11 protein-coding genes and 1 pseudogene are annotated in these 13,556 nt (G+C 66.8%); 10 read left to right on the forward strand and 2 right to left on the reverse strand.

Annotation, left to right across the window (positions count from 1 at the left end):
- The first annotated feature begins 619 nt into the window (after positions 1-619).
- The 3 genes from G4G28_RS26205 to G4G28_RS13395 all read left to right on the forward strand — a co-directional run bounded on the left by G4G28_RS26205 (position 620) and on the right by G4G28_RS13395 (position 3,960).
- On the forward strand, positions 620-3,247 hold the full coding sequence (locus G4G28_RS26205) for an alpha/beta fold hydrolase (protein ID WP_229507625.1): 2,628 nt from the start codon (positions 620-622) through the stop codon (positions 3,245-3,247).
- The gene (locus G4G28_RS27525) at positions 3,244-3,375 is read left to right on the forward strand and encodes a hypothetical protein (RefSeq protein WP_267875238.1); all 132 of its coding nucleotides are present in this window, start codon (positions 3,244-3,246) and stop codon (positions 3,373-3,375) included. The genes G4G28_RS26205 and G4G28_RS27525 overlap by 4 nt, the downstream gene beginning before the upstream one ends.
- A 105-nt stretch (positions 3,376-3,480) precedes the next feature.
- On the forward strand, positions 3,481-3,960 hold the full coding sequence (locus G4G28_RS13395) for a VOC family protein (protein ID WP_182988640.1): 480 nt from the start codon (positions 3,481-3,483) through the stop codon (positions 3,958-3,960).
- A gap of 104 nt (positions 3,961-4,064) precedes the next feature.
- Here the strand turns inward: G4G28_RS13395 and G4G28_RS13400 are convergent.
- A pseudogene (locus G4G28_RS13400) lies at positions 4,065-5,464 on the reverse strand (GntP family permease).
- Positions 5,465-5,749: 285 nt separating this feature from the next.
- Here G4G28_RS13400 and G4G28_RS13405 point away from each other — a divergent pair.
- The 3 genes from G4G28_RS13405 (at position 5,750) to G4G28_RS13415 (ending at position 9,012) form a co-directional block, all read left to right on the forward strand.
- Positions 5,750-7,138: a nucleobase:cation symporter-2 family protein gene (locus tag G4G28_RS13405; RefSeq protein WP_182988642.1), complete on the forward strand. Its 1,389-nt coding sequence runs from the start codon at positions 5,750-5,752 to the stop codon at positions 7,136-7,138.
- Positions 7,139-7,345: 207 nt separating this feature from the next.
- Positions 7,346-8,431, forward strand: coding sequence for a porin (locus G4G28_RS13410; RefSeq protein WP_182988643.1), 1,086 nt, complete (start codon positions 7,346-7,348; stop codon positions 8,429-8,431).
- 122 nt (positions 8,432-8,553) lie between these two features.
- Positions 8,554-9,012, forward strand: coding sequence for a PaaI family thioesterase (locus G4G28_RS13415; RefSeq protein WP_182988644.1), 459 nt, complete (start codon positions 8,554-8,556; stop codon positions 9,010-9,012).
- Between the two features lie 3 nt (positions 9,013-9,015).
- Here the strand turns inward: G4G28_RS13415 and G4G28_RS13420 are convergent, their stop codons facing one another.
- Positions 9,016-9,834: an IclR family transcriptional regulator gene (locus tag G4G28_RS13420; protein ID WP_183107453.1), complete on the reverse strand. Its 819-nt coding sequence runs from the start codon at positions 9,832-9,834 to the stop codon at positions 9,016-9,018.
- Positions 9,835-10,231: 397 nt separating this feature from the next.
- On the opposite strand from G4G28_RS13420, the gene G4G28_RS13425 reads away from it, so the two are divergent.
- The 4 genes from G4G28_RS13425 to G4G28_RS13440 are packed head-to-tail and all read left to right on the forward strand — an operon-like array spanning position 10,232 to position 13,547.
- Positions 10,232-11,098: a branched-chain amino acid ABC transporter permease gene (locus tag G4G28_RS13425; protein WP_182988646.1), complete on the forward strand. Its 867-nt coding sequence runs from the start codon at positions 10,232-10,234 to the stop codon at positions 11,096-11,098.
- Positions 11,095-12,096 (forward strand): branched-chain amino acid ABC transporter permease, encoded by a 1,002-nt coding sequence (locus G4G28_RS13430; RefSeq protein ID WP_182988647.1) that lies wholly within the window; start codon positions 11,095-11,097, stop codon positions 12,094-12,096. The genes G4G28_RS13425 and G4G28_RS13430 overlap by 4 nt, the downstream gene beginning before the upstream one ends.
- A complete protein-coding gene (locus tag G4G28_RS13435; RefSeq protein WP_182988648.1) occupies positions 12,089-12,847 on the forward strand; it encodes an ABC transporter ATP-binding protein in 759 nt (252 codons plus the stop codon). The genes G4G28_RS13430 and G4G28_RS13435 overlap by 8 nt, the downstream gene beginning before the upstream one ends.
- Positions 12,840-13,547 carry an ABC transporter ATP-binding protein gene (locus G4G28_RS13440; RefSeq protein ID WP_182988649.1) on the forward strand — a complete coding sequence of 236 codons (708 nt, stop codon included), beginning with the start codon at positions 12,840-12,842 and terminating at the stop codon, positions 13,545-13,547. The genes G4G28_RS13435 and G4G28_RS13440 overlap by 8 nt, the downstream gene beginning before the upstream one ends.
- Positions 13,548-13,556: the final 9 nt, after the last annotated feature.

Consider the following 13,556-nt stretch of genomic DNA (forward strand, 5'->3'; position numbering starts at 1 on the left):
GCTTCGGGGCGGCGCTGCTGGCCGCCTATGAGAAAGGCGATGCCGAATTCCTGGCGGCGCTGCGCGCGGGCCATGAACGCCAGTTGCTGAACCTGTCCGAGGAGCTGCGCCGCACCGAGTTCCGCCAGGCCGACTGGCAGGTGCAGGCGCTCATGAAGAGCAAGGAAGCGGCCCAGACCCGGCGCCAGTACTATGCCGATCTCGTCGCGGGAGGCCTGATCGCGCGCGAGCAGAGCTACCAGTTCCTGACGCAGGCCGCCATGGCGACGCGCACGGCCGGCAATGTGGTCGAGGGCGTATCCCAGGCGATGAACCTGATTCCCGACATGACGACCGGCGTCGCAGGCGTGGCCTCGACGCCGGTGTCGGTGTTCCAGATGCCGATCGGTACCAAGCTTGCCCATGCCTTCGCGGCGGCGGCGCGCATCCTCCTGACCGTGGCCGATGTCCAGGGCACGCAGTCGGGACTGGCGCTGACGGAGTCCGGCTGGGACCGGCGCGAAGTCGACTGGCTGTTCCAGATCTCGGTGCTGGACGTCGAAATCGAAGCGCTCGAGCGCCAGATCCTGGCGCGCTCGAGCGCACTCGCGACGGCGCCCTGCGCCAGCTGAACAACCTGGTGCAGCAGAAGCAGCAGGCCGCCGAACTCCAGGACTTCCTGCGCGACAAATTCACCAACCACGCCCTTTACCTGTTCCTGCAGCGCGAAACGGCCGCCCTGCACCAACGCATGTACGACATCGCACGCTGCTGGGCGCTGCAGGCGCAACGCGCGTACCGCCTGGAACGGGAATTCAACACGCGAACCTTCCTGCCGGCCGACACCCGGGACGGCTTGCACGAAGGCCTGCTGGCGGGAGAGCGGCTTGCGACCGCACTGCGCGGTATGGAAAAGGCCTATCACGACGGCAACGGGCGCACGCTGGAACTCTCGACCCGGCTCTCGCTGCGGGTCGATTTCCCGCTGGCCTTCCTGGAGCTCAAGACCACCGGCCGCTGCGAGATCGCCATCCCCGAATGGCGCTTCGACCGCGAATACCCCGGCCATTACATGCGCCGCATCCGCTCGGTCAGTTTGACCATCCCTTGCGTCGCCGGACCGAATACCGGGGTGCACTGCAAGCTTACCCTGCTGGGCAGCGCCACCCGTGTCGAGCCGACGCTGCTCGACATCGAGGATTGCTGCCCGCGCGAGTGCACTTGCGGCTGCTGCGCCGGCCGTCGCTACGAAGCGCAGCCGGACGATCCGCGCATTGTGCGGCGCTGCGGTGCCACCGAGAGCATCGCGACCTCGCATGCACAGAACGATGCCGGCCTGTTCGAACTGAATTTCCGCGACGAGCGCTACCTGCCCTTCGAATACGCCGGCTTGGTCAGTCTCTGGCGCTTCGAACTGCCTGCCGAGACCAATGCCTTCGACACCGATACCGTGACCGAGGTCGATTGCAAGTTCGACTACACCGCTTGGGAGGGCGGCAGCGTCCTGCGGGAGGCCAGCTGGGCCGCCGCCTCGAACATGCTGCCCGGCGGCGGCCTGCGCTATTTCGACTGGGCCCGTGGATTTTTCCGATGCCTGGCACCGGTTCACGGCGGGCTTCCTGGCCGGTCGGCGCGAGCTTTGCGCGCGCCGGCTCGCGCTGCGCATGCACCGCGGCATGTTCCCCTATCTGCCGGGCCAACGGCCGGTGCGCATGCGCCGCCTGGAAATCTGGTTCGAGGCGCGCACCTGCGAGGAAGGCGTACGCAACGTCGAACTCGAGTTTGTGCCCGACCGCGACCTGCCCTGCGGCGACGACGGCGAAACCTGCTGCGAGCGCTACCAGCTGACCTGCGTCGCCAGCGCCGACTGGCCCTGCCTGTTCCACGGGGTACTGGACTATCCATTCCCCTACCTGGAGGAAGACTGCGCTCGGCAGATCGGCGAATTCGTGTTTCCGGAGACGGTCAGCGCGGTGCGCAAGGCTTACCTGGTCTGTTCATACGAAGCGGGGGCGCCGCAGCGGTGCCTGGCCCCAGCGGATGTCTGCCCGGAGGGTTGCAGGACGCCCTGCTGAGCGCGCGCGCGGCCGGTCCGGGACGCCGTCCGCGCGACTTTTTATCGGCGGCAAGCCCCGGGCCGGCCCAGGGCTTATCTTCGCGCAAACCACCTGCTGTTCGATTGAATCGCAGTTGGAAGTCGCGCGCGGCTGGCGTAAAGTCCTGTCACCCCGAACCAGACGAGACTGCCATGTACGCCAATGCCATGAACTGGAACAAACTCGATACGCTGGGGGCGCAGGCCCTGAAAAGCATGGACCGCAGCCGCCAGGCGCGCGGCAAGACGATGGAGCGCGCCGGCTACGGCCCGCGGCAGACGGCATCGGCCGTCGTCCTCGCCGAGCCGGGCCTGGAGCTGCGCCGCTACGGCGGCACTGCCGGGGATGCGCCACCGGTGCTGCTGGTACCCGCCCCCATCAAGCGCGCCTACATCTGGGACCTGGCGCCCGAGATCAGCGTCGTGCAGCGCTGGCTCGAACGGGGCTACCGTGTCTACATGGCGCACTGGACGCCGCTTTCCGAATCCGGGTCCGACTCCGGTCATGACTTCGGCCTGGACGACTATGCCGACCGCCTGCTCGATGCCTCCGTGCGCGCCATCGCGGCCGACGGCGCCGCCGGTGGCCATGGCAAGCCCGTCATCGCCGGCCACTCGCTGGGCGGCATCCTGGCGGCCGTCTACAGCGCCCTGCACCCGGAGAGCGTGCGCGCCACCATCCTGCTCGAAGCCCCGCTGCATATCGAACCGGCCTCGTGCTGCTTCAACCGCCTGGTGAAAGCCACGCCCGACGCGCGCGAGATCGCCGCCCTGTTCGGCCAGGTGCCGGGCGTTTTCCTGAACATGATGAGCGCCGCAGCCGAGCCGCAGGCCTTCCAGTGGGAGCGCATGTTCGACCGCTGGCTGTCGCTTGGCGACCGGCATGCGCTCACCACCCACATGCAGGTGGAACGCTGGACCCATGACGAGTTCGCGATGCCGGGGCGGCTCTTTGCCGACATCGTCGAGTCCTTCTACCGCAAGGACGAGTTCATGGCCGGCAGCCTGGAGATAGCCGGGCGCAGCGTGAGCCCGGCCGCACTGCGCGCGCCGCTGGTGAGCGTGGCCGACCCGCGCAGCAAGCTCATTCCCCGGCGGCAACCCAGCGCTTCCACGAGGCGGCTGCCAGCCCGGCCAAGCTGCTGCTGCACTACGAAGGCGACATCGGCGTGAACCTGCAGCACGTGGGCGTGCTGGTGGGGCGCAATGCCCATGCGCGCATCTGGCCGGCAATCTTCAACTGGCTCGACGCCGAAGCCGCGCTCCCCATCGCCGCTACGGACACGGCAGGCCTGCGTTGAGAAGTGCGCGCGCCGGTGCGGCAGTGCCCCAGTGACCACGAGGGCGGGTGACCGCAGCCCGGTCTCGATGTAAGCTGTCCCTTTCTGAACCTGAAGGGGGATGTCATGCTCGGCAAGAACTCGGTTTGTCTTGGCTTCAAGGACGCGGCCCTGGAAGCGGCGCAGTTTTACGCGGCCACCTTTCCCGACAGCGCCGTCACGGCCGTCCATCGCGCTCCCGCCGACTACCCGGCCGGCAAGGAAGGCGAGGTCCTGATGGTCGAATTCACGGTGATGGGGATCCCCTGCCTGGGCCTGAACGGCGGGCCGGACTTCGTCCACAGCCAGGCTTTCTCTTTCCAGGTCGCCACCGACGACCAGCAGGAGACCGACCGCCTGTGGGATGCGATCGTCCAGAACGGCGGCACCGCGAACGTCTGCGGCTGGTGCCAGGACAAATGGGGCCTGTCGTGGCAGATCACGCCGCGCGCGCTGACGGCCGCCGTCACCGATCCCGATCCGGCGGTGGCCAAGCGCGCTTTCGAGGCGATGATGGGGATGGGGAAAATCGATATTGCCGCGATCGAAGCGGCCCGGCGCGGGTAATGTGACCGGCTGCGCGGCGAGCCGGCTTCGTGCGGGCGCTGCGCCGGCCGGCGCCCTGCTGCAGCGGCCCCCGCCGCCAGGCGCCGCGGTCCGGGCGAGGCGGCTTACACCAGCCCGGTCAGGTAGTAGACCGCGATGACGAAGAACACGGCCAGCGTCTTGATGAGGGTGACGGCGAAGATTTCGCGATAGGACTGGCGGTGCGTCAGGCCCGTCACGGCCAGCAGCGTGATCACGGCGCCGTTGTGCGGCAGCGTGTCCATGCCGCCGCTGGCCATGGCCACCACCCGGTGCAGCACTTCCAGCGGAATCTGGGCCGCCTGCGCGCCCGGATGAACAGGTCGGACATGGCGGCCAGCGCGATGCTCATGCCGCCCGAGGCGGAACCGGTGATGCCGGCCAGCGAACTGACCGATACGGCCGCGTTGATCAGCGGGTCGGGAATGCTCCTCAGGGCGCTGCCGACGACGACGAAACCGGGCAGCGCCGCGATCACGCCGCCGAACCCGTATTCCGAAGCCGTGTTCATCGCCGCCAGCAGGGCGCCGCCGACGGCCGCCTTCGAGCCTTCGGCGAAGCGCGCACTGACGCGTTTGAAGGCGGTCGCCAGCACCAGCAGGATCCCCAGCAGCAGTGCGCCCTGCACCGCCCAGATCGCCACCACGGTCTTGATCGGCGTCGTTACCGGCGCGTGCAGGCCCGGCAGGATTTCGGGCGCCACCGTGAACGAAGTCCCATACCATTCGGGAATCATCCGCGTCAGCAGGAAATTGGCGACGCCGACCAGGATCAGCGGCAGGATCGCCAGCAGCGGGTTCGGCAGCGATTTCGCCTGCACGCGCTCCGGCTCGTTCGCCAGCGCGCTGCCATAGCCTTCGCCGGCAGCCATCGCGGCGCGGCGGCGCCATTCCAGGTAGGCCAGCCCGACCACGATCATGAAGACCGAACCGATCGTGCCCAGCATGGGTGCGGCCCAGGACGTGGTCTTGAAGAAGGTGGTCGGGATGATGTTCTGGATCTGCGGCGTGCCCGGCAGCGAATCCATCGTGAACGAGAAGGCCCCCAGCGCCAGCGCGCCCGGCATCAGGCGCTTCGGAATGTTGCTCTGGCGGTAGAGCTCGGCGGCGAAGGGGTACACCGCGAACACCACCACGAACAGCGACACGCCGCCATAGGTCAGCAGCGCGCAGACGGCAACGATGACGGCATTCGCGCGCGAGCGGCCGATGTAGCGCACCGCGGCGGCCACGATCGATTCCGAAAAGCCGGACAGCTCAATGAGTTTGCCGAACACGGCGCCGAGCATGAAGACGGGGAAGTACAACTTCACGAAGCCGACCATCTTCTCCATGAAGATGCCTGAAAACACCGGCGCGACAGCAGCCGGGTCGGTCAGCAGCACCGCGCCGAGGGCGGCGATCGGTGCGAACAGGATAACGCTGTAGCCGCGGTAGGCGGCGAACATCAAAAACGCCAGGGCGGCGAGGACGATCAGGAATGACAAGCTTGCTCCTTTTTTCTCTTGTTTCTCACGACCGGTCGCGTTCTGCGGACCGGCTTTTCGTCTCCGCCCATGTGCGGCTCACCATGTTTCGAACGGCCGCAAGCGATGGTGGTCCGACCACATGGGCCCGGTCGATTATTCGCGATCGTTGCCGAATTTGAAATACGTAGAACTACGGTAGTAGAACTACGGTAGCGATCCGGACCTCGGCGCGGTGCCGAAGCGCACGCGGCGCGGCGGAACAAGTTGTCAATGTAGAATGACCTTTTTGCCCCCTACGCGCCCATGACCTGCCTGCCGAAGCTGCCCGCATCGTCCCCCGAACTCGTCCTCGGCCTCGAGGACCGGCCCGGCCCCCTGATCGGCATGCTGGCTGCCCTGCAGCACTTGCTGGCGATCATCGTTCCAATCGTCACGCCGGGCCTCCTGATCTGCCAGGCGCTGGGCGTATCGGCCCGCGATACCAACCTGATCGTCTCGATGTCGCTCGTCATCTCCGGCATCGCCACCTTCGTGCAGTGCCGCCGCATCGGGCCCTTCGGCGCGGGGCTGCTGGTCGTGCAAGGCACCAGCTTCAATTTCGTCGGCCCGCTGATCGCCGGCGGCACCCTGATGGTCAAGGCGGGAACCCCGGTCGAGGGCGTGATGGCGGCGATCTTCGGCGTGGTGGTGGCCGGCTCCTTCATCGAGATGGGTGTCTCGCGCGTGCTGCCCTTGCTCACGCGCGTGATCACGCCGCTCGTCACCGGCATCGTGGTGCTGATGATCGGCCTTACCCTGATCAAGGTCGGCCTGGTCAGCATGGGCGGCGGCTTCGCGGCGATGGGCAACGGTACTTTCGCCAACGGCCAGAACCTGCTGCTGTCGAGCGTGGTCCTCGGCTTGATCGTCGTCCTGAACCGCATTCCCGTGGTCTGGATCCGCAGCAGCGCCATCATCATCGCGCTGGCGGCCGGCTATGCGCTTGCCGCCATGCTGGGCAGGCTCGATTTTTCCGGCATGCGCGCCGCGCCCCTGTTCCAGGTACCGAGCCCGCTGCATTTCGGGATCGCATTTTCCTGGACGCTGTTCATCCCGATGATCGTCATCTACCTCGTCACCTCGCTCGAAGCCATCGGCGACGTCACGGCCACCAGCAAGATCTCGCGCGAGCCGGTCGAAGGCCCGCTGTGGATGCGCCGCATCAAGGGCGGCGTGCTGCTCAATGGCGCCAACTCGCTGCTAGCTGGCCTGTTCAACACTTTCCCCAGCTCGATCTTCGCCCAGAACAACGGCGTCATCCAGTTGACCGGCATCGCCAGCCGCCATATCGGCATGTGGATCGCGCTCTTCCTGGTCGTGCTGGGACTGTTCCCGGGCGTGGCGGGCGTGATCCAGGCGGTGCCCGAGCCCGTGCTGGGCGGCGCCGTGATCGTCATGTTCGGGGCGGTGGCCGCCGCGGGCATCAACATCCTCGCCAGCGTGAAGCTCGACCGGCGGGCACTGCTGATCGTGGCCGTGTCGCTGGCACTCGGCCTGGGCGTGTCGCAGGTGCCCGAATTCCTGGCGCACATGCCGGCGGCGCTGCGCACCGTGCTGGAATCCGGCGTGGCGACCGGCGGCATCGCAGCCGTGCTGCTGAACTGGTTCCTGCCTGCCCCGTCGGACGCGAACACCGCCGCCGACGCGCCTTGAACACATCGCGCTGTGCGAATCCGCACACCCGTTTCGCATCGGCAGTATTCTGTTGACAATATTGAAACCGGAAAATACAGTTTCATTGCAGCTGGCCGGATTCCGCCAAGAGAAACGCCGCCGCCATGCCGTCGCGCCGTACCCTGCTTCATCGCCATCCCGGCCTCCCCAGGCCGGCGCCCCCAGGAAAACCAGGAGACAGCATTAATGAAGAAGACCATCCTTGCAATGGCCGTGCTCGCCGCATGCACGTCGGCCGCTTCGGCGCAAACCAGCGTCACCATTTATGGCATCGTCGATGCCGGCCTCACCCATGTCACCAATGACGGCCCCACCGGCGACCGCACCACGGTCGAAGCCGGGCAAATGCTGGTCTCGCGCTGGGGCTTCAAGGGTAGCGACGACATCGGCGGCGGCCTCAAGGCACGCTTTGCGCTGGAGGGCACGCTGCTCAACGATACCGGTGGCGCCGGCGTGCCGACCGGTACGCCCTCGAATACCGCCCTGTTCGACCGCGAAGCCACCGTCGGCCTGGCGGGGAACTTCGGTTCGATCGACATCGGCCGCCAGAACATCCTCGGCATGGGCTCGGTCGCCCTGGCCGATCCGATGAATTCCGCATTCGCCGCAACGAGCCCGAACGTCCTCTTCGGCGGCATGAACTACGCCGCCGTGTATGGCGCTTACGGTGCGAACAATGGCGGCAGCGCCCTACGCCAGAGTAATTCCATCAAATACGTCTCGCCGAGCTTCCACGGCGCCGGCTTCGCGCTGATGCGCGCCTTTGGCGAACAGGCCAACGGCTTCCAGAAGAATTCCTACCAGGGCGCCTCGGTGTTCTACAACGCCGGCGCCTTCGGTGGCGGCGCAGCCTATGCGCGCATGAAGAACATCACGGACAGCGACCTGCTGAAGTCCTTCGGCATCGGCCTGAAGTATTCGCTGCCGGCGGTCGTGCTGAAGTCGACCTACATCCAGAACGAACTGGAAAGCACGGGCCGCAAGATCGCCATCCTCGGCCTAGGCGTGGACGTGCCGGTGGGGCCTGCCCTCACCCTGAACGGCGCCTACTACAACACGCGCCGCAGCGGCGACCTGCGCGACGACTCGCAGCAATACATCTTCATCGCCCGCTATGCGCTGAGCAAACGCAGCACCTTCTACGGCTCGTACGGGCACGCCGCCACCGACAGCGTGGTGCGCGATGGCCAGATCAACCTCGCCCAGGGCTTCGTCGCGGTGGGCAGCGACTCGGCCAACCGCTTCACGGCCGGCATCCTGCACCTGTTCTGAACCTCGGCCCTGCGGAAAGCGAGCCGGCCGGGCGGCAGCCCCGCCGGCTTTTTTCATGCCGGCGCGTGGACGAACGCGGCCTTCGTCTACACTGCCCGTTTCGAACGCACAGAGCACATACCATGAGCACACCCGACGCCGACGCCGTACCCGAGGGCTTCGAACGCATGCAGCGCGGCGGCCCCTTCATCGCCGGCCTCGGGCCGCTGTACTGCCGCCGGAATCCTGAGTCCGGCGAGATCGTGATCGCGATGCGCATCCAGCCGCAGCACACCAACATGCGCGGCATTGCCCATGGCGGCATGCTGGCCACGCTGGCCGATGCGTCGCTGGGCCTGGGATTGACCCTCCACTGCGACGGCCGACACTCCTTCCTGACCGTAAACCTCAGCACCGATTTCATCGACGCCGCGCGTCCGGGCGACTGGGTCGAGGCGCACGTGCACATCGAACGCATCGGCCTGCGCGTCGCGTTTGCCGGTTGCACCCTGCAGGTAAAGGGGAAGCGCATCCTGCGCGCCAGCGGCGTGTTCACGGTGATGAAGCCGCTGACGCCCGAGCAGCTGGCGGCCGGCTACTGAGCCTCAGGACTCCAGGCGCGCGGCGATCTCGATCAGGCGCGGGCGCACTTCCTCGAGCAGGAACTCCTTCGACACGCTCGACGCCGGCCCGCCGCAGTTGATCGACATGAGCTGGCTGCCGCCGATCGGCATGAAGCCCACCGCGATGCCGTTGACGTCCTTTTGCCAATCGCCGAACGAGGTGGTGCAGCCATAGGCCTCGTAGTCGCGCAGGCCCTTCTCGAAGCCCTCGCGCAGGGCTGCGTGCGCCAATTCGTCCAGTTCCAGTGCGCGGCCGAAGATGTCCTTGCGTTCCTGTTCCGGTGCTTTCACCAGGTAGGCGCGGCCGATGGCGGAGGCCGCCAGGGGCATGCGCGAGCCCACCTGCAAGGCGAGCGCCAGCGCCGCCGTGCTGCGGCAGACCTCCACATAGATCATCGACAGCCGGTCGCGCATGGCGATCGAGACGGTCGTGCCGGAAAACTCGGCCAGCTCCTGCATCATCGGCCGCGCCAGCTGGCGGATGTCCAGGCGCGCCAGCATCGCGCTGCCGAGACCCAGCGTGGCGGTGCCGAGCACGTAGCGGCCGCCGCTTTCCTGCACCAGGTAGCCCAGTTTGGTGAGCGTATAGGTGAAGCGCGTGACGGTGGACTTGGGCAGGCCGCAGCGCTCGGCGATCTGCTGGTTCGACAGCGCCTTGTCGGCGCGGCGGAAGCAGGCCAGCACCTCCAGCCCGCGCGCCAGCGCCGTGATGTAGTAGCGGTCTTCGGCGGAGCGTGCGGTATCGATTCCGGCTGCTATCGGGCCCTGCGCTTCCGGTGCGTCTGTATCGCTCGCTGGCATGGTCTGCTCCCCAGTTGAAACGGCATCGAAAAGCGTGCGGCGCGCGGCCGGAAAACCCTTCCCGGAGCGCCTGGCGCATGGCACACTGAACCAGCGCCGATGCCTGCGGGCGCAACCCGCGTCCTCTACGAACAAACCGTTGCTCGTCCGCGCAAAGTATCGTATTCTTTTTTCAATTCTATTCCATTTTACTGCACTCGGTTTCGCCAGGCAAAACTATCGCTGCCCGGCGCGCTATGCAGTCCAGGCCAGGGAGCGACAACGCATGCACCTGTACCAGAGACGCGGGAAAGGCCTCTACGCCACCACGAGCCTGGCGCCGCCCCGCTAGGCATCCCCGCCTCACCCGCACCAGCATCCAAAGCCCTACGACGATACCCACCACGGAGACAGTATTTTGGCGCTTTTCCTGCAGCAGGTCCTCAACGCCCTGACCCTGGGCGGCGTCTACAGCCTGGTCGCGCTCGGGCTCACGCTGGTCTACGGCATCCTGCACGTACCGAACTTCGCCCATGGCGCCTTCTACATGGCCGGCGCCTATGCCGCCTTCTTCATGGTCGACCGCTTCGGCCTGAACTACTGGTGGGGCATGCTGGGCGCGGCCGCCAGCGTGGCCTTCATCTCCGTGCTGTCCGAACGCCTGGTCTTCCACCCGCTCCGCAAAGCCCCCTACCTGCACCAGATGATCGCCTCCATCGGCGTGCTGCTCTTCCTGGAAGCGGGCGCGCAGGCCATCTGGGGCGCCGACTTCCACCGCATGGCGACGCCCTACACCCAGCTCCTCGAATTCGGCGGCCTCACGCTCCCGGCCCAGCGCCTGCTGATCATCGCCGCCGCTTTTCTCCTGGTCGCGCTGCTGCAGCTCTTCCTCAAGAAAACGGTCACCGGCGCCACCATCGTCGCGATGGCGCAGAACCGCGACGGCGCCGCCCTGGTGGGCATCGACGCCAACCGTGTCGCCATGCTCACCTTCGCCATTGCCGGCGCCCTCGCCGGCATGGCGGCGGTGCTGTACGCGCCGATCAACCTGGTCTACACCTCGATGGGCAACCTGGTGATCACCAAGGCCTTCGTCATCATCGTGCTGGGCGGGATGGGCAGCGTGCCCGGGGCGATTGCCGGTGGCCTGATCCTCGGCTTCGCCGAGAGCTTCGGCGCCTTCTACATCTCCACCGACTACAAGGACATCATCGCGTTCGCCCTGCTGGTACTCATCTTGTCGGTGCGGCCGCAAGGCCTGTTCGCGCGGGGAGCGGGCGCATGAAAGCCACCCTCGGCTGGTCCGCCCTGCTGCTGTTCGCCCTCGCCTTCCCTTACCTGGCCGGGAACGACTACCACCTCACGGTGATGTCGACCGCCTATATCTATGCCATCGCCACGATCGGCCTGAACCTGATCACGGGCTACACCGGCCAGTACAACCTGGCGCACGCCGGCTTCATGGCCGTCGGTGCCTACACGGTCGGCATCCTCACCGTCGACCATGGCGTGCCGTTCTGGATCGCCTTCGCGCTGTCGGGCGTGGTGGCCGCCGTTCTCGGCTTTTTCGTCGGCCTGGTGTCGCTGCGCCTGAAGACCCACTTCTTCTCGATCTTCACGCTCTGCGTCGGCCACATCATGTACCTGGTCATCGAAAAATGGGAAAGCCTGACCCACGGCACGGTGGGCATCATGGGCATTCCGGCACCCGAATCGATCGGCCCGCTGGACTTTTCCGAGCCGCGCACCCAGTACTACTTCGTGCTGTTCTTCCTGGTCGCCAGCCTGTGGATCATGCACCGCATCGTGCGCTCGCTGCTGGGGCGCACCTTCATTGCGATTCGCAACGGCGACGAGCTGGCGCAGGCCCTCGGCATCGACCTGATGCGAAACAAGCTGCTCGCCTTCATGCTGTCGGTCTTCTTCTCCGGGATGGCGGGCGGCCTGTATGCCGGCTATGTGCGCTTCCTCGGGCCGGGCGTGGCGGGCGTCGAGCACACCTTCGACATGACGATGTACATGCTGGTCGGCGGCATCGGCACCCTGCTCGGGCCCCTGCTGGGCGCCATCGCGATTCCCTGGCTGACCCAGTACCTGCAGTTCCTGCAGGAGTACCGCTTCGTCGTCTTCGGGCCGCTGCTGGTGCTGCTGGTGATTTTCCTGCCCTATGGCCTGGTCGGCACCTGGCAGAACCGCCGGCGCCGGATGGCGGCGCGCGCCGCGGGCACCGCCAGCAGCCCTGCGGCCACGGCGCCGGCGCGCGAAGGAGCCAGCCATGCTTGAGATCAGCGCGCTCACGCGGCGCTTCGGCGGCCTCACCGCCGTCAACGAGGTCAGCGCGATGTTCGAACGCGGCAGCATCAACGCCATCATCGGGCCGAACGGCGCCGGTAAGACCACCTTCTTCAACCTGGTCAGCGGAGCGGTCGCGCCAAGCTCCGGGCGTATCGTGTTCGACGGTCGCGACGTGACCGGCATGCGCGCCGACCAGGTCGCGCGCCTGGGATTGGCGCGCACCTTCCAGAGCACCACCCTGTTCGATACCGCCAGCGTGCTCGACAACCTGATCGTCGGCCATCGCCTGCGCACCCGCTCGAACCTGCTCGACGTGCTGCTCGGTACGCGCCGCCTGCGCGACGAGGAACGCATCTGCCGCGAAAAGGCGCATGCCGCGCTCGACTTCGTCGGCCTCTCGCACATCGCGTCGCGCCTGGCCGGCGACCTCTCGCAGGAAGAACGCAAGCGCGTCGCCTTTGCGCTGGCGCTCTCCACCGATCCAAGGCTCCTGCTGCTGGACGAACCGGCGGGCGGCGTCAATCCCGAAGAAACCGAGGGCCTGGCAAGGCTGATCCGCAAGATGGCGGCCAGCGGGCTCACCGTCTGCCTGATCGAACACAAGATGGACATGATCATGAACCTGGCCGACCACATCCTCGTCCTCAACAACGGCGAGAAAATCGCCGCCGGCACGCCCGCCGAGGTGCGCGCCAACCCGGTCGTGATCGAAGCCTACCTGGGGAGCGAACATGCTTAGGCTGCAAGACGTTTCGCTGTCCTACGGGAGCTTTCGCGCCCTGAACGGGGTGAGCCTGCATGCCGACGAGGGCGAACTGGTGGTGCTGCTCGGTTCGAACGGCGCGGGAAAAAGCTCGATCTTCCTCACGGTGAGCGGCCTGCAGCGCGCGGCAGGCGGCAGCATCCGCTTCGGCAACCGGGAACTCGTCGGCCGCAAGCCTTCGCAGATCGTCGCCGACGGCCTGGTGCAGTGCCCGGAGGGACGCAAGCTGTTCCCCGGCATGTCGGTGCTGAAGAACCTGACGCTGGGCGCCTACGTGCACCGGCGTGATGCGAAAGGCGTGCAGCGCACACTCGACGAGGTCTTCGAGCTCTTCCCCATCCTGTTCGACAAGAAGGAGCAGGCGGCCGGCAGCTTGAGCGGCGGACAGCAGCAGATGGTGGCGATCGGGCGCGCGCTGATGGGCCGCCCGAAAACGCTGCTGCTGGACGAACCCTCGTTGGGCCTGGCGCCGCTGGTGGTCAAGCAGATGTTCGAGGTGATCGCACGCATCAACCGCGCCGGCACCACCGTGCTGCTGGCCGAGCAGAATGCCTACGCGGCGCTGAACATCGCCAGCCGGGCCTATGTCATCGAGGGCGGCCGTATCGTGCTCGAAGGCGGGCGCGAAGAACTCCTGAACAATGCGCAGGTGCGCAAGGCATACATCGGCGCGTAGGCAGTCGGC

The organism is Massilia sp. Dwa41.01b (genome assembly GCF_014171775.1).
In the GTDB taxonomy this organism is placed as follows: Bacteria; Pseudomonadota; Gammaproteobacteria; order Burkholderiales; family Burkholderiaceae_D; genus Telluria.

Coding starts and splice junctions, on each gene's coding strand:
- G4G28_RS13395 (WP_182988640.1), top strand. CDS start 3,481: ATGCTCGGCAAGAACTCGGTTTGTCTTGGCTTCAAGGACGCGGCCCTG.
- G4G28_RS13405 (WP_182988642.1), top strand. CDS start 5,750: ATGACCTGCCTGCCGAAGCTGCCCGCATCGTCCCCCGAACTCGTCCTC.
- G4G28_RS13410 (WP_182988643.1), top strand. CDS start 7,346: ATGAAGAAGACCATCCTTGCAATGGCCGTGCTCGCCGCATGCACGTCG.
- G4G28_RS13415 (WP_182988644.1), top strand. CDS start 8,554: ATGAGCACACCCGACGCCGACGCCGTACCCGAGGGCTTCGAACGCATG.
- G4G28_RS13420 (WP_183107453.1), bottom strand. CDS start 9,834: ATGCCAGCGAGCGATACAGACGCACCGGAAGCGCAGGGCCCGATAGCA.
- G4G28_RS13430 (WP_182988647.1), top strand. CDS start 11,095: ATGAAAGCCACCCTCGGCTGGTCCGCCCTGCTGCTGTTCGCCCTCGCC.
- G4G28_RS13435 (WP_182988648.1), top strand. CDS start 12,089: ATGCTTGAGATCAGCGCGCTCACGCGGCGCTTCGGCGGCCTCACCGCC.
- G4G28_RS13440 (WP_182988649.1), top strand. CDS start 12,840: ATGCTTAGGCTGCAAGACGTTTCGCTGTCCTACGGGAGCTTTCGCGCC.